The organism is Chryseobacterium sp. GM_Chr_2, from assembly GCF_026540445.1.
Taxonomy (GTDB): Bacteria; Bacteroidota; Bacteroidia; order Flavobacteriales; family Weeksellaceae; genus Chryseobacterium.
In genome coordinates this window covers 95,582-122,015 of sequence record NZ_JALNUD010000003.1, presented here as the reverse complement: position 1 = coordinate 122,015, position 26,434 = coordinate 95,582, and the positions used below count along the sequence as shown (strand labels likewise).

The 26,434-nt window shown below is 34.5% G+C and carries 24 protein-coding genes; 2 read left to right on the top strand and 22 right to left on the bottom strand.

Translation table 11 applies throughout. The annotated features are described in order from the left end of the window. Nucleotides 1-673: 673 nt before the first annotated feature. Complete coding sequence (locus OXQ85_RS06105) at nt 674-1,222, top strand: helix-turn-helix transcriptional regulator (RefSeq protein WP_267402934.1); 549 nt, start codon at nt 674-676, stop codon at nt 1,220-1,222. 301 nt (nt 1,223-1,523) lie between these two features. Here OXQ85_RS06105 and OXQ85_RS06100 read toward each other — a convergent pair whose 3' ends face one another. The 5 genes from OXQ85_RS06100 to OXQ85_RS06080 form a co-directional block, all read right to left on the bottom strand. Next, a complete protein-coding gene (locus tag OXQ85_RS06100) occupies nt 1,524-2,696 on the bottom strand; it encodes a proline dehydrogenase family protein (protein ID WP_267402933.1) in 1,173 nt (390 codons plus the stop codon). 65 nt (nt 2,697-2,761) lie between these two features. Continuing rightward, nucleotides 2,762-3,691, bottom strand: coding sequence for a UbiA family prenyltransferase (locus tag OXQ85_RS06095; protein WP_267402932.1), 930 nt, complete (start codon nt 3,689-3,691; stop codon nt 2,762-2,764). Nucleotides 3,692-3,701: 10 nt separating this feature from the next. After that, the gene (locus tag OXQ85_RS06090; RefSeq protein WP_267402931.1) at nt 3,702-4,628 is read right to left on the bottom strand and encodes a mevalonate kinase; all 927 of its coding nucleotides are present in this window, start codon (nt 4,626-4,628) and stop codon (nt 3,702-3,704) included. 192 nt (nt 4,629-4,820) lie between these two features. Continuing rightward, a complete protein-coding gene (locus tag OXQ85_RS06085; protein ID WP_267402930.1) occupies nt 4,821-6,983 on the bottom strand; it encodes a T9SS type A sorting domain-containing protein in 2,163 nt (720 codons plus the stop codon). A gap of 189 nt (nt 6,984-7,172) precedes the next feature. After that, a complete protein-coding gene (locus OXQ85_RS06080; RefSeq protein WP_267402929.1) occupies nt 7,173-8,663 on the bottom strand; it encodes an MFS transporter in 1,491 nt (496 codons plus the stop codon). 789 nt (nt 8,664-9,452) lie between these two features. Here OXQ85_RS06080 and OXQ85_RS06075 point away from each other — a divergent pair. Next, entirely contained in the window at nt 9,453-9,590 is a 138-nt protein-coding gene (locus OXQ85_RS06075; protein ID WP_267402928.1) for a hypothetical protein, read from the top strand. 760 nt (nt 9,591-10,350) lie between these two features. Here the strand turns inward: OXQ85_RS06075 and OXQ85_RS06070 are convergent. From OXQ85_RS06070 to udk, 17 genes are all read right to left on the bottom strand, one after another. Further along, on the bottom strand, nt 10,351-11,529 hold the full coding sequence (locus OXQ85_RS06070) for an acetyl-CoA C-acyltransferase (RefSeq protein ID WP_267402927.1): 1,179 nt from the start codon (nt 11,527-11,529) through the stop codon (nt 10,351-10,353). Between the two features lie 57 nt (nt 11,530-11,586). Next, a complete protein-coding gene (locus tag OXQ85_RS06065) occupies nt 11,587-12,042 on the bottom strand; it encodes a hypothetical protein (RefSeq protein ID WP_267402926.1) in 456 nt (151 codons plus the stop codon). A 12-nt stretch (nt 12,043-12,054) separates the two neighbouring features. Further along, entirely contained in the window at nt 12,055-12,438 is a 384-nt protein-coding gene (locus tag OXQ85_RS06060) for a hypothetical protein (protein ID WP_267402925.1), read from the bottom strand. A 302-nt stretch (nt 12,439-12,740) separates the two neighbouring features. Beyond that, complete coding sequence (locus tag OXQ85_RS06055) at nt 12,741-14,123, bottom strand: nucleoside permease (protein WP_267402924.1); 1,383 nt, start codon at nt 14,121-14,123, stop codon at nt 12,741-12,743. A 21-nt stretch (nt 14,124-14,144) separates the two neighbouring features. Next, complete coding sequence (locus OXQ85_RS06050) at nt 14,145-14,744, bottom strand: bifunctional nuclease family protein (RefSeq protein ID WP_267402923.1); 600 nt, start codon at nt 14,742-14,744, stop codon at nt 14,145-14,147. A 197-nt stretch (nt 14,745-14,941) separates the two neighbouring features. Continuing rightward, nucleotides 14,942-15,889: an electron transfer flavoprotein subunit alpha/FixB family protein gene (locus tag OXQ85_RS06045; RefSeq protein WP_267402922.1), complete on the bottom strand. Its 948-nt coding sequence runs from the start codon at nt 15,887-15,889 to the stop codon at nt 14,942-14,944. Between the two features lie 77 nt (nt 15,890-15,966). Further along, the gene (locus OXQ85_RS06040; protein WP_267402921.1) at nt 15,967-16,713 is read right to left on the bottom strand and encodes an electron transfer flavoprotein subunit beta/FixA family protein; all 747 of its coding nucleotides are present in this window, start codon (nt 16,711-16,713) and stop codon (nt 15,967-15,969) included. Between the two features lie 147 nt (nt 16,714-16,860). Next, entirely contained in the window at nt 16,861-17,568 is a 708-nt protein-coding gene (locus OXQ85_RS06035; RefSeq protein ID WP_267402920.1) for an SDR family oxidoreductase, read from the bottom strand. A gap of 81 nt (nt 17,569-17,649) precedes the next feature. Then, nucleotides 17,650-19,206, bottom strand: a complete 1,557-nt coding sequence (locus OXQ85_RS06030; RefSeq protein WP_267402919.1) for a GEVED domain-containing protein — start codon at nt 19,204-19,206, stop codon at nt 17,650-17,652. Nucleotides 19,207-19,457: 251 nt separating this feature from the next. After that, a complete protein-coding gene (locus tag OXQ85_RS06025) occupies nt 19,458-19,664 on the bottom strand; it encodes a hypothetical protein (protein WP_267402918.1) in 207 nt (68 codons plus the stop codon). A gap of 114 nt (nt 19,665-19,778) precedes the next feature. Next, nucleotides 19,779-20,135, bottom strand: a complete 357-nt coding sequence (locus OXQ85_RS06020; RefSeq protein WP_267403249.1) for a choice-of-anchor J domain-containing protein — start codon at nt 20,133-20,135, stop codon at nt 19,779-19,781. Nucleotides 20,136-20,487: 352 nt separating this feature from the next. Beyond that, nucleotides 20,488-21,867, bottom strand: coding sequence for a dipeptidase (locus OXQ85_RS06015; protein WP_267402917.1), 1,380 nt, complete (start codon nt 21,865-21,867; stop codon nt 20,488-20,490). 349 nt (nt 21,868-22,216) lie between these two features. Further along, a complete protein-coding gene (locus OXQ85_RS06010; protein ID WP_267402916.1) occupies nt 22,217-22,498 on the bottom strand; it encodes a hypothetical protein in 282 nt (93 codons plus the stop codon). 129 nt (nt 22,499-22,627) lie between these two features. Beyond that, nucleotides 22,628-23,776: a class I SAM-dependent methyltransferase gene (locus OXQ85_RS06005; protein WP_267402915.1), complete on the bottom strand. Its 1,149-nt coding sequence runs from the start codon at nt 23,774-23,776 to the stop codon at nt 22,628-22,630. A 131-nt stretch (nt 23,777-23,907) separates the two neighbouring features. Continuing rightward, nucleotides 23,908-25,059 (bottom strand): methylmalonyl-CoA mutase family protein, encoded by a 1,152-nt coding sequence (locus OXQ85_RS06000; protein WP_267402914.1) that lies wholly within the window; start codon nt 25,057-25,059, stop codon nt 23,908-23,910. Between the two features lie 147 nt (nt 25,060-25,206). Next, complete coding sequence (locus tag OXQ85_RS05995; protein WP_267402913.1) at nt 25,207-25,563, bottom strand: septum formation initiator family protein; 357 nt, start codon at nt 25,561-25,563, stop codon at nt 25,207-25,209. Nucleotide 25,564: 1 nt separating this feature from the next. Next, on the bottom strand, nt 25,565-26,179 hold the full coding sequence (gene udk, locus OXQ85_RS05990) for a uridine kinase (protein ID WP_267402912.1): 615 nt from the start codon (nt 26,177-26,179) through the stop codon (nt 25,565-25,567). Between the last annotated feature and the right edge of the window lie 255 nt (nt 26,180-26,434).

Genomic DNA, 26,434 nt, shown 5'->3' with positions numbered 1-26,434 from the left:
TTTAATTTTATATAAAGCAAATAAAATCAGATAATTATGAAACTTATCTAAATAGATATCATAAGATTACTTTAAGTGCTAGATATACTGTTTTAAGGCATTTAGGTATAAAAATATTAAACACTTTAGATGTGGAAAACTATCATGATAGTAGCAATATACAATTGTAAATCTTGTTTAATTTGAATTATTGTATAATCAAAAATATCTAATTTATCTAAATATTTAAGTTTGTAAACAAGTTAATTATCATTTCAAATTAACATTAATCTTATTTAATCCAAATAGGATGCATATCTTCTTAAAATAACCATTTAGAGGTTATTTACAAACGTAAATCCTATCAAACGCCTATAAATAGAGGTTTATCAGTAATAATTTCCGCTATTTACAACTTTACGGAATTAACAAGACAAATATAAATCTATTATTTAATTAGTAATGTGGATTAGTGAGAAACTTATCCATAATTTATATACTTTTTAATGATTTTAGCCGTAAAAACTGAATTTTAGATCATTAACAAATGTTTATTACTTTATAATTAATTGTTTATCAGTATTATATTGAATTTACAATTGTATTTAATATTAGTTTACATTTGTTTATTGTCGTGATTTGCATTTGTAAATTAAATTATTTACATTTGTAACAAGATTTAAAACCTATCAAGATGAGTCTAAACGAGAGAATTTCAAAAGTAATAGAGTATTCTAACCTCACCCCTTCTGAATTTGCAGATGAGATTGATGTACAACGATCTTCTATTTCTCATATTACATCTGGAAGAAATAAACCGTCTTTGGAATTTATCATTAAAATAAAATCTCGCTTTCCCGAACTGCTTTGGGATTGGCTCGTTACTGGTGAAGGCGAAATGTTGAAATCTGAATTACCGGAAACGACTCCGATAAAAGAAGAGATTGAAGAAATTTCGGAAACAGAAAAAACGAAGACCACTTCTCTACCCGATCTTTTTACGATGATGAATAACGATCTTGATTTCGGAGCGGAACAGCCAGAAATTGAGGCTCCAAAATCGACTACTGGAGAATCGTTTATACCGCATCAAACTACAGCGCGGGAAAAAATATCAGATTCTCAGCGATTAGAAAAATCGAATGATGAAATTATTAGCCAAGCCATTGGAAATCAGCAAAATAAGATAAAACGTATCGTACTCTTTTACGAAAACGGAAAATTCGAGAGTTTTGAGCCATAAAAAACCTGATCAAGGAAAATGATCAGGTCAAAAAATATTTGAGAAGAAAACTAAAGCTATTGCTTTATTATTTTCAGCTATTTAATATAAAATGAATATTCATTCTATTTGCTTTCATGGTACACAACTAAATTACAAAATTAACATTAATTATGCAATATAAATTTCATTTTATTGATATATGATTAACATAATTAATAATTTAAATAAATATTATCAATATCATGTGATTTATTAGGGCTATAACGTGAAAAAAGCCTTACAAAATTGTAAGGCTCTCCATATTTTTAAGAAAGAAAAATTATCTATTAGATTTTCTTCTTTCCAATTCTTTTTTAATTAATCCTAATTCTCTACCCGTTTGCCCAGCCACAGAAGTATTTTCCTGCGCTCTTCTCGTAAGATAAGGAACAACATCTTTTACCGGCCCATAAGGAAGATATTTAGCCACATTATAGCCTTTATCAGACAAATAGAATGTAATATTGTCACTCATCCCATAAAGCTGCCCGAAATACACATGAGGATTACCACTTTCAAGGTTTTTACCTTTCATTTTATCCATTACCAGCTCAGAAGAGATCTCGTTGTGAGTTCCGAAGAAGGCAGACACTTTGTCTAAATGATTCATCACAAAATCGATTCCTGCATTGTAATTTTTATCCGAAGCATCTTTATTAGGCTGAATCGGATCTGCATATCCTTTTTCGGTAGCTCTTGCACGTTCCTTTTCCATATAAGCACCACGAACGATTTTGTAGCCGATAAAATACCCTTTTTCTCTGGCTCTCTGCAAATGCGCTTCCATATATTCCAATCTTCCAGTTCTATACATTTGGATGGTGTTCCAAACAATAGGTTTTTCCTGATTATACTTCTCCATCATCACTTCACAAAGATGATCTGCCGCATCCTGCATCCAGGTTTCTTCCGCATCTACCATTACTTTTTTATCATTTTCATGACAAAGCTGGCAAACCTCATCAAATCTTTTTACCACTCTTTCCCACTCTTCTTTTTGGCTTGAAGTAAGTTCAGCATTCTTTCCAACTGCTTCGTACAAATCAATTCTTCCAAACGCTGTAGGTTTAAAAACGATAAACGGAATAGCAGGATTTCCCACTGAAAATCTTACGATATCTTTGATCTCTTTACAAACCGCATCAAAAGTGGCTTCATCTTCCTTTCCTTCAATCGAATAGTCGAAAATACTTCCAACTCCTCTTTTGAAAAGCTGTTTAACAACTTTCATACTTTCTTCACGGGTTTCGCCACCGCAAAACTGTTCAAACAAAGTATTTTTTACAATTCCTGTAACGAAAGGAAAATCATTATGAACGGTAAAATTAAGAACAGAAGTTCCAATTTTTGTAAGTGAAGGCTGTTCGATCATTTTGAACATCCAATACGCTTTCTTTAACTGTGCATCAGATTTATCTGCGAATGCAACTTTAGTATCGTTAAAAATGGGCATTACTTTTATATAAATTTAGGTTTCGCAAATGTAAGAATAACCTCAGGGTTTTTAAAGATTTTTTTTTACAAATTACCTTCAATTCCACTTAAAAGCATGGCGATAATTCCAACGAAAACCCAAAACCTCAAAATACTGAGCGTCAAAAACTTACTCCTTCTTGAATAATTAAGAAGTAAATAAATACAAAGTACCATCACAAAAAGTCCACCTGAAAAGTAATAAGACATGAATCCCGAAATCCCCGTTCTAAGGATTAATTTCATCGAAACTGCCATGGTAAAGGTCAATAAAGCAATAATGATGATCTTGGTTGTTTTTTTACTAAAGAAATTGGGAATTGTAGTATATCCGAAAGTTTCATCCACTTTTCTTGTTAAGGTATCTTTCACTACATCAATACAAAGTAGAATTAAAAAAAGAAATATTGCCATTAAAAATAGTTTTAACGAAAATGTTTCGTAATAAACCATCATTCCAAAAAAAGGATATAAGGTAAGGCAAACAAATGTAAAATTATTCAGAATTAAAATTCGGCTTAGTTTATGGCTGTAAAACCACATAAAGAACTGATAAACAACAAAGAAAACAAAAACTTTATGCGAAATAAACCATGCCACTCCTAATGAAATTACACTCAGCGTCACATAAGCATAAAGAAAATATTTCTGCTTAATAAAACTTTGAATTCTCGTTCTGAAAGGTTTTATAATATGATCTTTCTCAAAATCATAAAACTGATTGATAATTCCGCCCGCTAAAATGGTTAAAACGGTGCAGAAAATAATCCCGTGAACTTTAAAATCGAAAACAAATTTTCTTAAACTTTCCTCCTGATTAAACAGGAAAAAAGTAGAAACATAAAGCGCAAAAGTTAGCAATGCTGCTACGAAAAAGCGAGCTCCCAAAAGAAAGCCCACAAATTGTGAAAATCTGTAAAATAGAGATTTTTTAGCAATATTTTTATGTTGGAAGGTTTCTTTTTCAGAATTCATTCCAGCTTGTTTAGAATCTATAGATCACCTCTTTTTGGAAGCCGTCAAGCATTTTTTCAGCTTTTTCATAATCTTTGGTAAAGCCTAAAATATAGCCTCCGCCTCCGCTTCCGCAAAGTTTTAAATAATAAGCATTAGAATCCAGACCTTTTTTCCAAATGTTGAAAATACTTTCAGGAATCATCGGACTGAAATGTTCGTACGCCCAGTGAGACAATTTTTTCAAGTTTCTGAAGAAAGGATTCATATCTTTTTTAAGGAAAGCATCGATACACGCGTTGTTGTAACGGATAAATTCCTCTTTTAATGTTTTTCTGAAACCTTCTGTCTTCATTTTTTCAAAGAAAATCTGAATCATCGGGCCTGTTTCTCCTGTAATTCCGGAATCGATCAGGAAAATTGCTCCTTTTCCTTCCTCACCGTCAGGAATTGAAACCTTATCTAAATTTTCTCTGTTTTCGATAAGAATCGGCAGGTTCATATAACAAATCAAGGGATCCATTCCTGAGCTTTTTCCATGGAAATAACTTTCCATTTCGCCAAAAACAGCCTTCAAATTCTTTAAATTATCTTTAGAAATAGCTTCAGGATTGTGTTTTTTTACTGAATATTTTTCAAAAATTGCAGCTACCAAAGCACCAGAACTTCCGACCCCGTATCCTTGCGGAATGTTGGAATCAAAAAAAAGTCCGTCTGAAATATCCTGTTTGAATTTTTGTACGTCTAAAGTAAAATCTTCAGGCAAATTTAAATTGGCCAGAAAATCCGAATATTTTTGCAAATGTCCGTTAGATTTTTTCTCGAATTCTGAGTCGGAATCGGAAAACTTTAAAGTTCCTTTATAAAAGCTATAAGGAACCACAAGACCCTGAGAGTCTTCTATCATCCCGTATTCTCCGAACAGAATTATTTTAGCATAAAATAGAGGGTTTGTCATTTGACTAATAAATCTTTTTGCAAAGTTAAAAATTATTCCGCTGAATATAAGCAAAATTCAAGCCGAATTCTAACAAATTTTAACTTCTATGCTTTTAAAACTTTTAATAAAATCTTAAAAACACCATTTCTTATTTTAAAGTTAACAAAAAAGCCTGAATAAATCAGGCTTTCATTATTATATATTCAAAAATTATTGTTTAATTAGTTTCTTGTTGATCGTTTGTTTGTCAGTCTCAACAGTTACCATATAATTTCCGGTTTGTAGCGATGAAATATTCACCTCAACCTTGCTTCCTTTTAACGAAGAAACTGAATTTATTAATCTTCCCGCTTCATCGTAAATTTTATATGATTTTAAATTTTCTTTAGATGAAATAGTAATCATATTTTTTGCAGGATTTGGATAAATCCCCACTGTATTACTCTTGGTGATATCTTCAACAGCTAAAACAGCACAAGAAAAATTAGCCTTCCAGCCGCTCATGTTTTCTGCCGGATCTGAAACAAATTTCACAGTAATGGCTCCCGAAGGATTCGTAGAAGTGAAAGATCCCGGAAGTGTAGTTCCTGTTAAATTATTTCCGTTGGCAAACAATGGTGAACTTGTAGACGGCCCGTTGTAGATATACATAAAGTCATACCCCTGTTCCAAAGCAAATTCTGTAAACGACATCGTTAATGAGTTTCCAGAGCTTGGATAAAATGTTTTCACAATCGTTTCATTATCTCCATAATTAGCCGTTTGACCTCCTGTATCTGTAAATAAAACTCCGCTACACCAATCTGCATCTGTCATAAATAGCTGTGTTTTTTGATAACCCGCAGAACAATCTGTACCTACAGATAATAAATAATACGTCGCCGGCTGAAGATTTGAAAAGCTAAAATTCGTATTGGTAGTATTTCCTGATGTCACCAACGTGCCATCCATTTTCGCTAATTTATACTTCCAAGATGTTGAAGTAGCATCTGTAAAAGCTGCATTTGCAGAGTTTTGTGTAACGTTAGAAACATTCATTTCTGTAATGGTTTCATTACAAGCTGTAATACAATTCATTCCTAAACAAGGCTTAGAATCTACTATACTTCTGATTAAAGCAGCTGGCTGAGGACCAAAACCATTGGCAAAACTAATTCCGACACCGGAAATCAAATGGCAATAGCTCATAATAGATCCTTTTACAGTACTCGAAGGAATAGGCCCTGTACAACCTTCGCTGTATCCTGCCTGAGCACCACAACCATCAATAGCTGTATTATTTCCGTTCCAAGCACACGCGTGGGTGTGAGGAGAACCCAAACTGTGCCCCATTTCGTGCGTCATCGCTTGAATCGTCCAAGAATATACCGGAACATTATTATACGTTTGAGAAATTCCTGAATACGCATGTTTGAAAGTTGAACACAGAGAATTTAAATACGCAATACTTGTTGTTGCCGGAGCATTGATCAGGTGAGCTAAATCTCCGTTGAATGTTTGTCTGTTTTGTCTAAAACTATTAAGATTAGCACTCGGTGTACTTGTATAAGGATCCTGAGCTGTCCAGATAAAAATCTCATTAAGCGCAACTCTTACTTCATCATTATTATACAGCGTTGCAATATTATTATGAATTGCCGTTAGCCAGTTTGTTGTTGTGGTAGTATTTGAGCCATTATTTGTATAAGGCGTATAGCAAACTTCGTAATAAATTCTTACACAATTTTGGGTGGCTGCTTTTTTAGCAGCGTTGCTGTTAGGATCGAAAGATATCTTCTGTTTTTGATTTTCCTTCATTTCATCAACACCACAAACGAATGGATTTAATCCTGTTAATTTCGAGTCTGAATAACTTACAAAATCCTCAGAATTTTTAGCCTTTCCCAATACAATATTTCCTAATTCTAATGTAGAAGCTACTCCCACAATATCATCATTAAAGAAACTGAATGCAACGATCGAACTGTCATCGCCTTTCACAATTCCTTGGTAATATACTCCCGGAGTATAATTTACAGTCTCTCCTTTGCTCGTTTTCACTTTAAACTCGTTTGTGAAAATCTGATTTTTGTAAAGTTCAACCGTAATTTGTTTTCCGTCAAAAGGGAAAGATACTTCCAAAAAATCTGGCTTTTCATACACCAGTTTTTTTAATTCTTTAGACTTTAAGTTAATTACTGTAATATCTGTAGCCGATCTTTTAAATTCAGCAAGCTTTTGAGCATCATTATTTACTTCAAACAAATCATATTGAGTAAAAGTTTTCTTCTGATTATGATATTCTGAAATTTTTTGGGCAACAGGCCTCAAATGTTGAGCAAACCCTAACAATGAACATTGCAGGATACAGAGTAGTAGAATTTTCTTTATCATATTTAAAATTTTCAATCTACAAAAGAACAAAAAAAATCAACAAATTGTGACAAAACAATATGATTTTCGTTCTTTTTTGTAAGTCACTCTGCAATCATTACAATTTTTATTGAATTTATTTAAATACTACCTAGAATCCCCATAAAATCAGAAAATAAAAAAGACGTTAATTTCTTAACGCCTTCTAATTTATAAAGTATCTCTGTCTTTCAATATTTTGACTTTCAAAAATCGGATGAGAACCAGCCCCACTGCAAAGAAAATCGTCATTGATAATGCGGCATAACGCATATTATTGAAATGCTCGATTAATGTTGCGAAAATGAATGTTCCCACAATAATAGCAATCTTTTCCAACACATCATAGAAACTGAAAAACGTTGTATTTTCCATAGAATTTTCTGGAAGAAGCTTGGAATAAGTAGATCTCGACATGGCTTGAAGCCCGCCCATTACCAATCCGACAACCGCAGCCACACCGTAGAATTGATATTCCACTGTTGGATTTTCTTTATTAAGGAAATAAGCCCATAAACATGCAACAATCCATAAAACAATCGCGATGGAGATTACATTTTTATTTCCTATTTTTCTTGAAAGTCTTGAGAAAATAACTGCTCCGATGATCGCTTCAATCTGAATCACCAAAAGCGTCCCAATTAATTTGTCTTGAGCCAAATTGATCTCACTTTTTCCGAATAACGTTGCCATCAGGAAAATAGTCTGCATTCCCACACTGTAAAAGAAGAAACTCGAAAGGAAAAACTTCAGATTTCTATCTTTAAATAATAAATTGCCTGCTCTGAAAAGTTCGTGAAAACTTTCTTTCGCAATGTCTTTATAGAAGCTTAAATTATCTTTCAACACTTCAAAAAATCCGCCTTGTTCTTCGTGCTTTTTGAAGATGTTTTTATAGTTTAATAATACTAAATCTTTTGGTAATTTTTCTTTCACATCACCAAATTGAGGAAGGTGTTTGAACGTATATTGTGAAAATCCGAACCACCAAGCTCCTGTTAAAAGGAAACTTATTCTCGTAAACAACAACTGTTGAGCCGCACCTTTTGCGAAAACCTGAATCAATAATAAACAGATCACCACCAAAACTACAGAACCGATATATCCGTAAACATATCCTTTTGCAGAAAGTGCATCCTGCTTATCTCGTGTGGCAATATCTGGTAAGAAAGAGTTATAAAATACCAAACTACCCCAGAACCCGACACTTGCCGTGATGCTGAATAATAAGCCTAAGAAAACGTTGTGCATTCCTGTAAACATCGCCAATCCCATACATGAAGTTGCTCCTAAATAACAGAAGAACTGTAAGAATGATTTTTTATTTCCGATGGTATCTGCCAACGAAGATAAAAACGGCGATAATAAAACCACGATGAAGAACGAAATGGTTAATGAATATCCGTACACCGCATCCGGTTGATATTCTTTTCCGAAGATCTTGATCAGGTGTCTTACCGGAACATCAATCCAGGATTTTGTTTCTTCCACGTACTCTTTTTTCTCGTACGCTGTAGTAAGAATGGAATAGTAAATCGGGAAAATAGTAGAAGTAATAACCAAAGAATACACAGAGTTGGCCCAGTCGTAAACCGCCCATGCCTTCATGATTTTTGGATTATTCTTTATGTGTTGAGTTTGTTGATTCTCAATTTCAGACATTTCAAATAAATATTAGATACACAAAAATATAAAAACCATTGAATATTCGGTGGTTTTTATTTTCTTTCGGCTAAATTTTATTGTTTGGTTAAAGTTTGAGACTTCGTTTTTCTCTTTTCGTCGTTGATTTTTTTGTTTTAAACGCAAAGGGTACGAAGTTTTTTTTGCTAATTATACTGCTGATTTTTTGTTCGCAAAGGCGTTTCACTCAGCTAAGGATATATGCTTATTTTACATTTAGTTTGTCATGCTAAAAGATCTCAAAGTGAATTCAATACATGCTTCGAGTAGCATTGCCTTCTTCGGCTTAATTGATAGTAAGTTGGCGAACTATCGAGGGACTATTATATTATCAAATAATAGTGTAATTTCATTGATGCTTCGACGAGGCTCAGCATGACACCGCAATAAAAAACACTACATACCAAATAGTTACCATAAACCCAACTTATATAAATACAATGTTAGGTTCAGCATGATATTTCTACTACTAACCGCTTTTATTAACAGCATAATTCTCACAGTGTCATGCTGAGCGCGAAGCAGTCGAAGCATTTATTATACTGGAAAAATCTTCGATAGTTCAATAAACTAAGCTCAGAATAAAATCACAAATACTAACTACTATAAGACCGACTTTTCCACGTTCTGAAATGCGCTGTCGAGGTGTTGAAATGGTAGATCGGGGTTGACAGACTACGATGGTGAGGTTTCGAAATGCGGGTATGTGGTTTTTAAGGTCGGGATCGGGGTTCTGAGGGTAGATTTTGGGGTCTCCCAACCCCGAAAATGCGGTCTAAGATACCGAGCGACCCCTTTGAGACTTCGACAGACCATTCTGAAACCGCGAAAGAGAGGTTGAATAACCTCACCGTTGCTATTAAAAACTCCGACAGAGCAGTAAGAAGCTTCGAAAAGGGTGTATAATAACCTCATCCACGGGCTTGGCAACGGGAAATTCGTACTAATGAAGATCGGGATTCGGGTCTTGAACCCCTTCTTTGGGGTATGAGTCTTATAGTTTGTCCTTTAAAGCTAAGTTATTACGATTAAAGTATTTTTGGTTTTGGGAATTTTTTTGTACGAGCATCTGGAGTTCTGATGGGTTTGAAACTATTTTTGGAGATTGAGAAGAATTTTATTTAAAACTTTTTTTGACGCAAAGTTTTAATGTAAAAGGAAGGTATATTCAGGTGAGCAAATAAGAATCAACAAGTTGATTTGATGAAGCTGTATTTCCAAGCTTCGCGAAGCAAATTCATTTGCCTTAAAAAAAGATCATAATAATCTAAAATATATCTTTCATAAAATTTTCAATAGGTCTTTATATAAATGCTTCGACTTCGCTCAGCATGACATTGCGAATACTAACTGCTTTTGAAATTTTACAAATTGTATATTAATTTTATACATACATAGTATTAGATAGGTCTTGCCGAGCTGTAGAAGCAAGTCTTTTTATGAAATTCTTTGTTGAAATTGACAAGGTTTTAATTGAATGATGCCTTCACTAGCCCCGATTGGAACGGCATCCTTTTGGGTTGCGGCGGAGCGAAGCGGAGCCGTAACCCAAAAGATACAGTGGAAAGCGGGATTAAGCTCCTCAAAAAAATTAACTATATCTTAAGTGAAACAAAAAATCCGGAAGTGAAAACCTCCGGATTAATATATTATTTTGAAATAACGATTACATATTCTCAATAACAATAGCAGATGCACCACCGCCGCCGTTACAGATTGCTGCTGCACCATATTTTCCACCGTTTTGCTTCAATACATTAATCAAAGTAACAATGATTCTTGAACCTGAACTTCCCAGCGGGTGACCAAGAGCAACTGCTCCACCGTTCACGTTAACTTTAGAAGCGTCTAATTCTAAAATTTTGTTATTTGCCAAACCTACCACAGAAAACGCCTCGTTGAATTCGAAGAAATCGATGTCTGACAGTTCTAAGTTTGCTTTTTTAAGCGCGATAGGCAACGCTTTTGCAGGTGCTGTTGTGAAGTTTTCAGGCTCCTGAGCGGCATCGGCATAAGAAACGATTTTTGCTAATGGCTTTAATCCTAATTCTTCCATTTTTTCTTTAGAAACAAGAATCAATGCAGAGGCACCGTCATTTAATGTGGAAGCGTTTGCAGCAGTTACCGTTCCGTCTTCTTTTTTGAAAACAGTTGGTAATGTCGGCAATCTGTCGAAGTTTACCGCTTTATATTCTTCATCTTCAGCGAAAATAATAGGTTCTCCTTTTCTCTGAGGAATTGAAACAGGAATCACCTCATCTGCGAATTTTCCTTCACTCCAAGCTTTTGCTGATCTTTTGTAAGATTCAATTGCAAAATTATCCTGATCTTCTCTTGTAATATTATAGTCTGTAGCACATTTTTCTGCACAAACTCCCATGTGAACTTTGTTGTAAACGTCTGTAAGACCGTCTAAAACCATTCCGTCCTGCATTTTTACATCGCCTAGTTTGGTCGCATTTCTTGCGTTATAATAGTGAGGAACCGAAGACATGTTTTCCATACCACCAGCTACAATTACATCTGCATCACCTGCTTTAATCGCCTGTGCCGCCATAGTAACCGCTTTCATTCCTGAAGCACAAACTTTGTTTACCGTAGTAGATGGAGTTTCGATGGAAAGTCCTGCTCCTAAAGCAACCTGACGAGCCGGAGCTTGTCCTTCACCCGCCTGTAGAACGTTTCCCATATAGATTTCCTGAACGTTTTTAGGGTCTAAACCAATTTTATCTAATGCTCCTTTTACAGCAACAGAACCCAACTTCGTAGCCGGAACGGTTGATAAGCTTCCCAAGAAACTTCCCATTGGAGTTCTTACTGCGGAAACGATGAATACTTCTTTCATTTTTATAATTCTATTTTAATTTTATTTGTAGTAAGCTTTTGGGGCTTATTTTTCTTTCTATTTTTTGATTTCTGCAACCTTTTCTAAAGGTAAATCGTATTTTTCTCCGTTCAATACGCTTTCGATTCTTATAAAATTATCCTGTGTAGCAAATATTCTGTTTGAATAAATATCTCCTACTTTTACAGGATTTTCCTTTTCAGTTTTCTCTAATACAATTACCTTATAATTACAATCGTCTACAAAAACCATCGTAGATTTTATATAATCTTTTCCGTTGTTGTAATATTCTGTCTGAACATTATCTTTAATCGTCATATACCAAAGGTTCTGAGGATAATTAATACGTAAAAACGTACCTTCTTTGATATTGCTACATTTCACAGGATTATCTAAAGGTTTCTGTTGTGTCACCTCTTTTTTAGGCGTATTTTCTTTATTCTTTTTCTGAGCATTAATTTGTGTAGTTCCTAAAACCAATGCCGCAACTGCGAATACTTTAAAAATGTTCATATCTGTGTCTGTTTATTTATTTTTATTTGTAACCAAAAGCATAATAAAAGCTCCTAAAAATTCAACGAACCAACCCCATCTTAGTTTTACAACACCGGCAAAGGTTTCCTGCCATGATTTGAAGGGTAAAAAGCTAAAATACTGCATCGACTGCATTTTAACGGCAGCCAATGTAAATATGAATAATAAGATTAATAAAGCAGCAAAAATGCGAACGATATTTTTTCCATTATTCACAATACCGAATAAGGCACACGCAGAAAGAATCCAACATGCGATTGCTAAATAATGGTCGAGTTTCCAGTAATTCCAATTCCCGATAATAGGAACGTGAACCAGCGGCAAAAAACTGCCTACAACAACCAATACTAAACCTAATAACTGAATATTTTTCATATTTCTTAAAGTGCCAAAATACAAAAAAAAATACAGCTGTAATCATTGTGTTTCAAAATCAATTCAAATACATTTCGACATCTATTTGTTTCAAAATATTTAATATTAATTTAATGATTTAATAATAAATACCGTTTTTATTCATTTATTTAAAAATTAAAGCAATAAGAAAAATCTTTTTTAGGAATCTATTTTTGTATCTTAATTAATCTTTTTCAAGAAAATCTTTACTTTTTAGACATAAAAAAATTGCACTTTCTTTCGAAAATGCAACTTAATATTTTATTAATCAGGAAACTCAATTAATGCTTTACAGCAGAAACCTCTTCAGGATTATGTTTGTGTCTGAATAATACAGCAAATAAAATAGCTAAGACCAATGCATAGGCAGCGAAAGTCAGCCATATATTTTGCCAGTCTTTTACCTGAACAATTTGTGATAAAGTTCCGTCTGGATTTACCGCAGAATTGAATCCGTTTTTAAGGATTTCCAGGAAAGTTGGATTATTAGGAGTTGTCTCTAAATAGGTAGACAAATCATTTACCGTCGTAAATGTGTGGGTAAAGAATTTATCAATTGCCCAACCCGCAGCATAACTTCCGAAAACTGCTCCAAAACCGTTGGTCATCATCATAAATAAACCTTGTGCTGAAGAACGAATTTTCTTGTCAGTAGTAGTTTCTACGAAAAGCGAGCCCGAAATATTGAAGAAATCGAAAGCCATTCCGTAAACGATACATGAAAGGATAATTAAGCTTAATCCAAACCCATCAGGAACTCCATAAGCGAAGAATCCGAATCTTAAAACCCAAGCTAGCATAGACATCAACATTACCTTCTTAATTCCGAATTTCTTTAAGAAGAAAGGAATCGCCAAAATAAATAATGTTTCAGAAACCTGAGAAATCGACATGATGATCGTTGATCTTTGTACTACGAAAGAATCTGCGTATTTTGGGAAATGCTCGAATTCACTCAAAAATACATCTCCGTAAGCGTTGGTAAGCTGTAATGCAGCTCCCAAAAGCATTGAGAATAAAAAGAACAATGCCGTTTTATAATCTTTGAATAGTTTAAATGCATTTAAACCTAATTGCTCTGATAAAGGCGCACTTTTATCAATCAATTTTTGTGGCGGACATTTAGGCAACGTTAAAGCATAAATCCCTAAGCAAACAGCTACTGCTCCGGCAATATAAAACTGTCCTTCAGTTGCTTTGTTTCCTGTAAGATTGGTAATCCACATCGCAACGATAAATCCTACGGTTCCCCAAACACGAATCGGCGGGAAATCTTTCACCACATCCAGATTACTGTTTTTAAGAATCGTGTAAGAAATAGAGTTACAAAGCGCAATCGTCGGCATATAGCAGCACATCGCAATAAGCATCACTGTAAAGAAAGAACCCGGTTCGCCAGAATTTGGTAAAATAAAAAGGACAATTCCGTAAAGAACGTGTAAAGCTGCAAAAATTCGTTCTGCATTCACCCATCTGTCAGCGATAATTCCAGTGATGGTTGGCATAAAAATGGAAGCAATTCCCATTGTTCCGAAAACGGCTCCAAACTGAGCCCCGTCCCAATGCTTTGTACCGAACCAAAAATTAGCCATCGTAATCAGCCACGCTCCCCAAACGAAAAACTGAAGAAAACTAAGGATGGTAAGTCGTAGTTTTAAATTCATAGTTAGTATAAAATATCTCTTTTAGTCAATTTTCTTTTTTCTCCTTTTTATTTCTTCCTGAATTTCCAAAGCAGTATCATAATCTTCTTCTTTCACCGCTTCATCTAATAATTTCTGAAGCTCTTCCATAGAAATAGAAGTTAAACTATCTTCTGCCTGCACTGTTTCTGAAAACGATTGCTCTTCTTTAGCCACATCTTCCAATTCCAAAAGAATTCCTGCTTCGTTTAGTACTTGTTGAGTTGTGAAAATAGGAGCATCAAATCTCACCGCCATTGCCACAGCATCAGAAGTTCTTGCATCAAGAATTAATTCTTCGTCTGTCGCTTTATTTTTGAAGTTGATATTCGAAAAGAAAACGCCATCTACAATCTGATAAATGATAACAGAAACCAATTCGAAATTGGCAGAAACTATAAATTTTGTGAATAAGTCGTGAGTAAGCGGACGCGGCGGATGAATGTCTTTCTCCAGACCAAGAGAAATGGATTGTGCCTCGAAGTTTCCTATAACAACAGGTAATTTTATATGTGTCTCTTCATGTTCCAATAACAATGCGTACGCCCCTGATTGGGTCTGGCTGTACGATATTCCGCGAATGATTAGCTGTTTATAATCCATAGCTACAAAGATATACTAATTTTTCAAAGTAGTTTTTACTTTTTAAACAAAAATAAAAGCCCGGAAAGGGCTTTTATATGTGAATTGTGCCATTGATAATTGTGAATTTATTTTATAAATCAATTTTGCTTTACAAGTAAATTTTTTCAATTAAAATTGACAAGCTCAGCGAATTGATGATTCACAATTAACTTATCTTATCCTTTAAGAGCTTTAATTTTCTCTGTTAATGCAGGAATAATTTGGAAAGCATCTCCTACCACTCCGTAATCTGCTGATTTGAAGAATGGTGCTTCAGCATCACTGTTGATTACCACAATAGTTTTAGAAGAGTTAACCCCAGCTAAATGCTGAATAGCTCCCGAAATACCTACCGCAATATAAAGATTTGGAGAAATTGCTTTACCTGTTTGCCCTACGTGCTCGTTGTGAGGTCTCCAACCGATATCTGAAACCGGCTTAGAACAAGCTGTAGCTGCTCCTAACACGTTTGCTAAATCTTCGATCATTCCCCAGTTTTCAGGACCTTTTAATCCTCTACCTGCAGAAACAACGATCTCAGCTTCTTTCAAATCTAATTTTCCTGAACTTTGCTCGTGAGAAATCACTTTAGTATCTTCATTAGCAACTGAAAGATTTTTTACTTCTTCCGAACCTGAAACTGCATTTTCTTTAACTCCGAAAGCATTTTGAGAAACTGTTAAAATAACTGCTGCTCCTTCAGATTTTGCATGCATGAAACCTTTTCCTGAGAATGCTTTTCTTTTCACCTGGAACGGAGAAAGACTTTCAGGAGCCTCCAATACGTTTGTAATTAAAGAATGTCCGTTCATTATTGCCAACATTGGCGCTACTGAAGAAGCATCTGTTGTGTGAGGGAAAACGATGATATTTCCGTTTGCCACCTCGTTTACAGCCTGGGCATAAGCTTTAGCCGAGAAATTCTTAAGACCTTCGTCTTTAATATTGATTACATTAGACGCTCCATATTTGTACAATAAATCTGAAGAATCTGTAGGGTTTACTGTGATTGCTGTTACTGTATCTCCAGCCTGATCTGCCACTGCTTTAGCATAAGAAACTGCCTCAAAAGCCGCTTTTTTGTAAACTCCGTTTATATTTTCTGCGTATACGAATACTGCCATGATTTTTTTATTTAAGGTTAAATGTTTAGGTTTAGGCTAAGATTATCTAAATCTTAAACTTAGCCTCAGCCTCAATATTAGATCACTTTCGCTTCTTCGTGAAGTAATCTTACCAATTCGTCCAAGTTATCTGCAGAAACCAATTTTACTGCTGCTCTTGGTGGTACACTGTCATAAGAAACACCCTGAACTTTCACTTCAGATGAAGTAGGCTCTACTACCTGCAAAGGTTTTGTTCTTGCAGACATAATCCCTCTCATGTTTGGAATAATCAAATCTTTTTCGTCTACTAATCCTTTCTGACCTGCGATTACAGCAGGTAATTTTACAGAAATAGTTTCTTTTCCGCCTTCAATTTCTCTTACCGCAGTAGCTTCACTTCCGTTTACATCCAGACCAACAGAAGCGTTTACGAAAGGCTGATTCAACAACTGAGCAACCATTCCCGGAACAGAACCACCATTATAATCGATAGATTCTTTACCACACAGTATTAAATCATAACCGCCGTTTTGAGCAACAGCAGCGATTTCTTTTGCTGTAGAATAGCTGTCTTTAGGATCAAGATTTACTCTTACTCCGTCGTTAGCACCAATGGCCAACGCTTTTCTGATTACCGGTTCTGTAGCAGCATCACCAACGTTGATTACCGTTACAGTAGCGCCTTGAGACTCTTGTAATTTGATAGCTTTTGTTAGCGCAAATTCGTCTAAAGGATTAATCACCCACTGGATTCCGTTTTTGTCGAATGCAGACTTATCTGCTGTAAAGTTGATTTTGGAAGTAGTATCCGGAACACTACTAATACAAACTAATATTTTCATGTGTACTATTTATTTGTTCGTTTTGCTTCGTTGTTTTTAATATCTCGGAAGCGATTTTAGTTTTAATTAATTTTTGCTAATATAAATAAAAAATATATTATGCATGCATAATACTTATTATTTTATTATTCAGCGCATTAGAAGTCTCTATTTGCCTGGTTGTGTTGCTCTAAACTCTATCTTGCTAGGTAAAACCCTCGGATTCATCTTAAGAATATCCAAAACTAAATTCCCCATATCTTCAGGCTGAATCTTCCATGCGTCTTTTTCTGAAGGAATATTTCCGTTGAAATTTGTTGCCACAGAACCTGGCATAATTACCGTTGATTTGATGTTATATTTTCTCAAATCAATCATAGCAGCTTGTGTAAAGCCCACCACACCAAATTTTGAAGCATTATATCCTGTCCCATTTTCAAAGAAATTAGCGCCTGCTAAACTTGAAATGGTGATGTAATAACCTTCAGACTTTTTTAGTTCTTCCACAGAAGCTTTTAAAGTATAGAAAACACCAGTTAAATTTGTTTCGATCATGTCATTCCACTCTTCTGCAGAAAGCTGATCTACTGGCTTGAAAATCCCTAAACCTGCATTAGCGATGACAAAATCTAACCTTCCGAATTTCTCTGTAATGTATTTTACAGCTTCCTCTTCACTTTCAAGGCTTCTTACGTCTGAAACAATTCCTAAAACGTTTTCTGAATATTGTTTTAAATCTTGCTCGGCTTTTTCCACATCATCTCGTTTTCTTCCCGAAAACGCTACTGAAACACCATTTTCAAGTAAAATTTTCGCAATTCCGAAACCAACACCTTTTGTTCCTCCTGTTATATATGCTACTTTATTTTTTATCATAATTTAAATATTAAAGTTCCTAAAAATAACAAAAACGCCCCAATTGGAGCGTTTTTATTAAGCTAACATTTGTCAGTTTACTTATTCTTTAATGAACTTATTAGATGCTTTTCCATTTTTTGTTTCAAAGCTAACAATATAAGCTCCTTTTTCTAAGTTTCTTACATCTATTTTATTGTCTGTAAAGTTTACATTTATTTTTCTTCCTCCCGCATCATAAACTTCTACTTTATTGATTTTGACATCAGATTTTATTGATAAGAAATCTTTCGCAGGATTTGGATATACAGCGAATTCTAACGTTTTAGCTTTTACGTCATTCACCGCTAAAACTGATCCTACAAGCAATGTATAGTCTTCAGCCTGACCATTGGTTAAATTTCCACAAGGGTCAGATAAAGCAGTTCCTAATGCTGTAGTTGATGAATTAAAATTATACTTCACTCTCATTCTCTTGTTTCCATTGGTAACTCCTGTCGGAACCACAATATTTCCGGTTAAAACATTTGAATTAAGAGCCGCACCAATATAGCTTCCTGATGTTGTAAAATAAGATTCTCCACTGTCGTTAAAATCTCCATCGTTATTCCAATCTATAAATACAGTAGCGCCAAATCTATTTGGAGAAAGCCCTGTTCCCGCAATGGTAATTGGATAAGTATCACCTGCTGAAACATTTATTATTGTACCTGTATTATCCTCATAGGCAGGAGATCCTGTTGCTGCTGAAGAAGTTTTAGTCGTTCCATTCAAGGTAACTGAAGAAATAGGATATACTGTAGAAGTAGCCGTTAATGGTCCGCAATATCCTATTGTACTGTTTGTTGAGAAACTTATTTCTGAACATCCAACAGCATCCCCATTTGAGTTTGAAGGTGTAACGCTAGCATAATAAGTGGTACTTGGTGCTAAACTCACATTTGTACTCGTTCCTGCAACAGTAGAATTTACGACATCTGAACCTCCTGAAGTTGTCCCAATTTTCAATTTATAGTTTACAGCAGTAGCAACACTAGACCAAGATAACGCTACATTTCCCGCAGATACTGTAGCTCCATTAGCTGGGCTGGAAATAGTAGTACATGCTGGAATTGTGGTTACATTCTCCTGATTAATTACAATATCATCAACAAAAATATTTCCTGAACCCGTTGTACTTCTTACAAACCATACCCCTATTCCGTAAATTTTATTAGGTTGAATAGCTCCTGCAGGAATAGTTCCGCTCAATGGAGTACAAGATGTTGTAGCAGCAGAAGATAAGGTAGTTGGTGTTCCGAAAGTTGTGATATTCCATGCATCGGTAGCGGCAACATATTCAAAATAGGCTAAGTTTAAGGTTCCAGCAACGGTAGCTCCTTTTTTATAGCTTACGGACACGTCAACTTTTTGACCATTTCCTGTCTGTCCTATTGTACTAAGATCAATCATATACCCCGTTGAAGCATACGTAGCACTAATAGCAAGCTGCCCTCCATAAGTTCCGGCGCAGGCAGCAGCTGTAGCTTGGGTACCACCACCAAATTGCTTATAGATTGTAGTTGAAAAACCAGGGTTTTCGAAATTTCCTGTATAAGAGTACTGAGCATTCAAGGTTAATCCTAACCCTAAGAGGCATGAGAGTAAAAGCTTTTTCATAGTTATAACATTTTTATAATTCCTTTAAAAATATAAAATATTATTTAATAAAAACACCTTTAAAATAAATTTTAATTCTTTTTTCTTCTTATTTACAATAATTCTCAAAAAAACACTCTCTTTTTCTATTTTTATTTTTTTATTATGTTAAATTAGCTTCGAAATATTGTAATGCATATTGTAATGCATATTGTAAAAACAAAAAAACGCACCAATTGGAGCGTTTTATTAAACTAATATGGTTAATTTAATTATTTCTTGATGAATTTGCTAGATGTTTTTCCTGCTTTCGTTTCAATATTAATAATATAAGCCTCTTTTTGTAAGTTTCTTACATCAGCTTTATCAATCTTTTCTTCAGAATTAATTGTTAAATAGTCAGTCGTAGGATTTGGATATAATGAAATTGTTTTTTCTCTCGAGGAAATATCATTTGTGGATAATACAGAATTTCCCACCACTTTAAAATCATCAACAGCAAAACCAAACTGAGCTTGTGAAGTACATCGTATAGCAATATAAATATTTTGTCCTGCATAAGCATTTAAATTATAGGTATACTGATGCCAAGTTCAATCTGAGGGAGAAGAAACAGGAGTTGCACTTATTGCCGTAAAACTACTTACATTCGTATTGGTTGTTGAAACATACACTGTAAATTTTTCATCTCCATAATCAGAATCACAAGATTTTGCCCAAAAAGTAAGTGTATTTCCGGTTTGCAGTAATTGTATTTGTGGAGATATCATCCAATCGCTATTCCAAGGGGAGGACGTGGCGGCAAAAGCAACCATCATTTTTGCTCCGGTTTTAGCTTCCCAATTAGAATCAGCAGAACTTGTCAAAGGACGTGTTGTAGCTGTTGAGTTAAAAACCTGAAAAGATTTTGCAGATCCGCTATTTAAAAAGCTTACCGCTGAAAACCATATGTTGTTTTCAAATCAACATCTGTTAGTGTCCAGCTTTCTACTCCACTAATTGCAAAATTGGTGTACGTTTCAAAACTGTCTTCAAAAATTGTTGTTTGCGCGTTGAAATTGCAGAAGCCAATAGTAAAGTTTTTTTCATAATGAACTGTTTTTTTTATTAAAAATGTTGTTTATCATCATTCTATTGCGGAATAATATATTGCAATAGATTTTCAAAAATATTTTTTACCTGATAAAAAACAAATTCGCCATTAATTGATTAAAATAATTATTTTCAATCATTTAATTAAATATTATGAAAAATAAAATATCCCTAAGAAAATTCTCAGGGATATAGATTTATGAACAGCTATTATTTAGCATAATTTTCAAAAAACAACGGAATACTTTCAATTCCTTTATAGAAATTAAATAATCCGTAATGTTCGTTTGGAGAGTGAATTGCATCTGAATCCAAACCAAAGCCCATTAAAACAGATTTAGCACCCAAAACTTGCTCAAACATTGAGGTAATCGGAATACTTCCTCCTCCTCTGAATGGTAGAACCTCTTTTCCAAATGATGCTTCCATTGCTTTTTTAGCTGCTAAAAATTCCTTCGTATCCGTTGGTAAAACATATGGCATTCCTCCGTGGTGTGCCGTAACTTTTACTTTTACGTTATCCGGAGCGATTTTGTGGAAATATTTCGTGAATTTTTCCGTAATCTCTTCCGGAGTCTGATAAGGAACCAAACGCATAGAAATTTTAGCATAAGCCTTAGAAGGAATCACCGTTTTAGCACCTTCTCCTGTGTAACCTCCCCAAATTCCGTTGCAATCTAAAGTCGGACGGATAGACGTTCTTTCAAGTGTTGTATAACCTGCTTCGCCTTCTACTCCGCTCAGTCCGATTGATTTTTTGAATTCTTCAGGATTGTCTTTCAATTTATTCATTTCAGCTCTTTCTTCGTCTGAAACATCTTCCACATTATCGTAGAACCCATCAATAGTGATCTGCCCGTCTTCATCAATTAACTTTGCAATCATTCTTGAAAGTACATGAATCGGGTTGGGAACCGCTCCTCCATAAAGCCCAGAGTGCAAATCTCTGTTTGGACCTTCGATTTCAACTTCTACATAGCTTAAACCTCTTAAACCTGTGGTAACCGTCGGTTGCTCGTTGCTGTAGATATGTGTGTCAGAAATTAGGATACAATCGCAAGATAATTTCTCTTTGTTTTCATTTACAAAATCGCCTAAGCTTACAGAGCCAACTTCTTCTTCACCTTCTAAAATGAATTTAACATTACAAGGAAGAGCATTGGTTTTCATCATCGCTTCAAAAGCTTTTAAATGCATGAAAAACTGTCCTTTATCATCCGCGGAACCTCTTGCGAAGATTGCTCCATCAGGATGAAGTTCTGTTTTTTCGATATAAGGTTCAAAAGGAGGTCTTGTCCATAATTCCAAAGGATCGGCTGGCTGAACATCATAATGTCCGTAAACCAAAACTGTCGGCAAGTCTTTATTTAAAATTTTTTCTCCAAAAACGATAGGATATCCTTTTGTCTGGCAAACTTCCACATTATCTGCTCCTGCATTTTTAAGGTGTTCTGCCACCACGTCTGCACACTTCAATACATCATCTTTATACGCCGGATCTGCAGAAATAGAAGGAATTCTCAGTAACTCAAATAATTCATCCACGAAACGCTGTTTGTTTTCGTTGATGTAATTTAATGTCTCTTGCATTTTAAAATTTTATTTTGATAAATTTAAAAAATTTGACTCGCAGCAACAAACAAAAACGTATAATTTTCCTCAGGTTTTGAGTTACAACGAGGAGGGAAGCTAGAAGTTGGAAGATGGAAGGCTTGTTATGTCTTTGATTTTATGATGCAAGGGTTTGTCCTGTATTGTTATAAATATTACAAATTTTCCTTCTCTGAAAGTCCCTAGCCCCGATTGGAACGACATCCTTTTTGGTTGCGGCGGAGCGAAGCGGAGCCGTAACCAAAAAGATATAGTGGAAAGCGGGAATAAGCTTCAAAAAAAATGTCCCACAAATCTGCGGGACATTCTTTATATTGTTGACTAATAATTAGTGTTCAGCTTTTGGAGCTTCTGCTTCAGCAGGTTTTGCAGCCGTTGCGCTGTCAGCTTTTGGAGCCTCAGCCTCATGTTTTTCTGAAGTTGCCTCTTCTTTGTGAGCAGCGGCAGCTTCATGACCGTGACCTTCTCCGCCACCTTGTACGTCCTCAGAATATCTGTCAGCTCCAGCGCCTTCTTCAAGCTTAATGATGTTTTTATTTCCACCCGCCTGAATTTTCTTGCAGCTAACAGCAACTGTAGCGATGGCTAAACATAGAACTAATTTTTTCATATGTAAAATTTATTTTTTAAAGGTCTTTACGGGATCGCTTCGGTTTCGCTAAACTTTACCACAGGCAATTTCCCATTTCAATTTTTGATTGCCCAAAATTAAGAAATCCTACATTTTTCGGCAACATTTTTATACTGATTTTATGATTATTTTTCCTTTTTTGGATTGTGTAAAAATAAGGTAATTTTCACCACCATCTTTTAAACCATATTTTTTCTTGATTTCTTCGGGTTTTAAAGGATAATTTTTTGAAATAATATTAAACTGACTTTTCTTTTTAATCTGTTTAGCATCAACAACTTCAGCTTCCAAAACTCTTCCCGGAAAATCATTTATTTTTTCATGAGAAGTGTAAATATGAGTGTTGGGGTGAAGCTTTTTTAAGGCAAATTTTTCTGAAATTAAATTAAAAACTCCGGCTTTTAGTATTGAATTATTCGGGATATAGATCAAATTTTCAGGTTCATCGTATGTTGCTTTGGCATTTTCCTCTTCTCCAAACTTAAAGGTAAAAACAGATTCTTCACTTTCAAGATTCACGCAGTTGCAGGTAATTTCTCCTGAATTTTCCTTTGATAGAAAGACAACGACTTCCTTTACGTCATTTTTCAAAGCAATAATATCAATCCTGAAAATGCCTGGTAAAACGGATACCAAATATTTTAAATCGATTAAAGGCGAGAGTTTTATCACGACTTGATTAGAAATCGACAACAATTTTTCCTGAATTTCAAGAATATTTGGAGAAAGATCTTCCAAAAGGAAAACCTTATTTTTATTATTATCTCTTCGCGCCGGATCGAGGTAAATTACATCAAAAGTTTCTTCATTTTGAGTCAGAAAATCTTCCAGTTTTTGATTGATAAACTTTCCTTTTTTTTCTAAAACATTCCAATTATGCTCAACAATTTCTAACAGTTCAGGATTTTGTTCAACTAAAGTTATTTTGCTGAAATTTTTGGATAAATAATAGGCATCAATCCCAAAACCGCTGGTTAAATCAATAAATTTCTCTCCTTTTAAAAGTTCAGATTTGTACAAAGCTGTTTTTTCGGAGGAAGATTGCTCTAAACTTAATTGTGGCGGGAAAATAATTCCTTCTTTTAATAAAAACGGAAATTTTTTTTGTGCCACCTGCTTTCCTTTGATCTGCTGAACGATTTCTTGCATGGAAACTTCAGGAAAAGGGGATTTTTTTAACAATAATGAGTGCAAGTCTGTGCTTAGATTTGCATTGATGTATTTTTGGACTTCTTGATTTAGTATTTTATTTCCCACGGATTTCTCGATTGCAAATTGCTTCGACGTCGCTCAGCATGACACTTCTAATACCACCTGTCTTATTAGAGATCAATTTTTAACGATGTCATGCTGAGTGAAGTCGAAGCATCTTTATTTTTTCACAGAAATTATTCAAACATCTCTGCCCAACGAACCGCCTTAATTTCCTTTTCGTTGTATAATTCTTCCGCAGACTTTTTAATGTCTAATTTTGGATATAAATTCACTCCGATCAGCTTTATTTTGCCTTCTTCAACCCATTTTTGCTCTTCAACAGCATGATCATAGATTTTCTTTTGAATAATTCCTTGCTTTAAAAGTTCAAGATAACCTCCTGCTTTTTCCATTTCTACAAATAAAGCCCAAGATTTTTCTGCAATTTGCTGCGTAATATCTTCTACATAATAACTTCCGTTCGAAGCATCTTCAAAGACATTAATGATACTTTCATAAGCCAAAACAATCTGCTGTTTGAAAGAAATTTCTTCCGAATTATCTGTTGATCTATCAACTAAATAATTATTACTGAAAATCGCATCAGCTCCGCCAATCATGGCAGAAGCCAATTCTAAAGTTGAACGAATCAGGTTATTTTCATTATCGGCAACCGCTTTATTTCGTAAAGACGTTTCTGCAAAAATGTATGGAATTTCGTCTAAGCTATATTCTTTTGAAAGTTGATTGAAAACTATTTTAAACGCTCTCAATTTCGCCATTTCGAAGAAATAATTTCCTCCTACAGCAATTCTAAAAATCAGTTTATTTAAAATTTCAGAGCCATACATTTCAACCAGCTCTTTTGTTTTTGCTAAAGCAATTCCTAATTGTTGGTAAATGGCTGCTCCGGCATTCTGATGAAGAGAAATATCTACGCAAATGTTTCTTCTAAACTGTTTTGCCAATAATTCTTTCACCAACTGATCATTAATTGTAGCTTCTTCTTCATCAAAAACATCAATTAACGAAAAATACTGATCTTCTTCTTTCGGGCTGATGTGTCCTGCCAAATCAATATTATTCACGAAAATAGTTTTCTGCTCAAGATTTTCTACATTCTGATCCAAAATAAAGGCAAATACATCCTCTTCTAAACTTTCGTGATATCTTGACACCAAATGCGTGCTTTCTTCGATTTTTGGCAGGTTTACCAAAGGCTTTTCTACCGAATCATAAAAAGGTTTCACTACAATTCCTTCTAAATTTTCTTTTGAAAGAACTGAATAAATATCATCAGTTTTAAGTTGTTTTTTAACTAGATTTTCCCAGGCTGTATTTGACATTGGATATGGATTATGTGAATGGTCAATCGTCAATTTTGTTTCACAAGTGAATTTTAAATTAACTGAATATTGACATTTTACGTTTATGATTTACATTTAAAAAATTAACAAGCGAAGCGAATTGACTATTCACTTTTCACTTTCAAATTATTTTTTCGCCACCTTCGTACTGTCTACTACCAGAATAAAGATTTCCTCATCCGGCTTTTTCATGAAATAATTTTCTCTTGCGTATTTTTCTTTTTCAGATTTATTGTTCATCAATTTTTTATAAAACGTATCATTTTTTTCGTATTCAGTTTTATAATATTGAAGTTGTTCTTCGTATTTGTTAATCTCGCCATTCAGCTCATTGATTACCAAAAACGAAGTTTTATCAAAGAAAATCATCCAGACCAGAAACATACCGATAGTAATGGTGTATTTATTCAAAACGTATTTCTGAATAATTTTGAAAGTCTCAGACTTTGGCTGGATGTCTTTAATAAGTTTGTTTTCTTTCATTTTAATGTTTTCTCAACGAATTTTTAATAACAGTTGTTAAAAAATCAATCGCTACGGAATTTTGTCGCATGTTGGGAATAATTAAATCAGCTTCGTTTTTAGAAGGTTCGATAAATTCCTGATGCATAGGCTTCAACGTGGTTTGATAACGGTGTAAAACTTCACCCAAATCTCTTCCCCTGTCTTGTGTATCTCGCCTGATCCTTCGGATTAACCTCTCATCTGAATCGGCATGTACGAATACTTTTAAATCAAATTCCTTTAGCAATTCTTTGTTGGTAAGAACCAAAATTCCTTCTACCACCAATACATTTCTTGGCTCTACAGTAACGTGATCTCCTGTTCTACCATGGGTTACAAAGCTGTAAATAGGCTGTTCAATGGGTTCGTTGTTTTTCAACGCTTTTACATGCTGTATCAACAAATCAAAATCGATGGATTTTGGGTGATCATAATTTAAAGCTTCTCTTTCTGTAAGCGTAAGATTATGATTATCATGATAATAATTATCCTGAGAAAGGATATTCATTCCTTCGATATCAAGCTGTTGAAGTATCTTGTCAACAACCGTAGTTTTGCCGGATCCTGTACCTCCTGCAATTCCTATTACAAGCATTCTTATTTGTTTCTTTATAGTTTTTACAAATATACTATTTTATTTAAAAGCTGGAAAAAGGATACAGTAAGATACGTACTTTTTTAAACTAAAATTTTCATCTGTTAGGCCTCCTATATTTTTCTTTTTAACGCTGAGATCGCTAAGAAAATCATTTAGCACAGTGAATATTTTTCGTTCGCAAGGGCGCTTTGCTCACCAAATGATAGCAATGATTTTTTTGAACACAAAGTCTACTGAGTTTTAAATGATTAT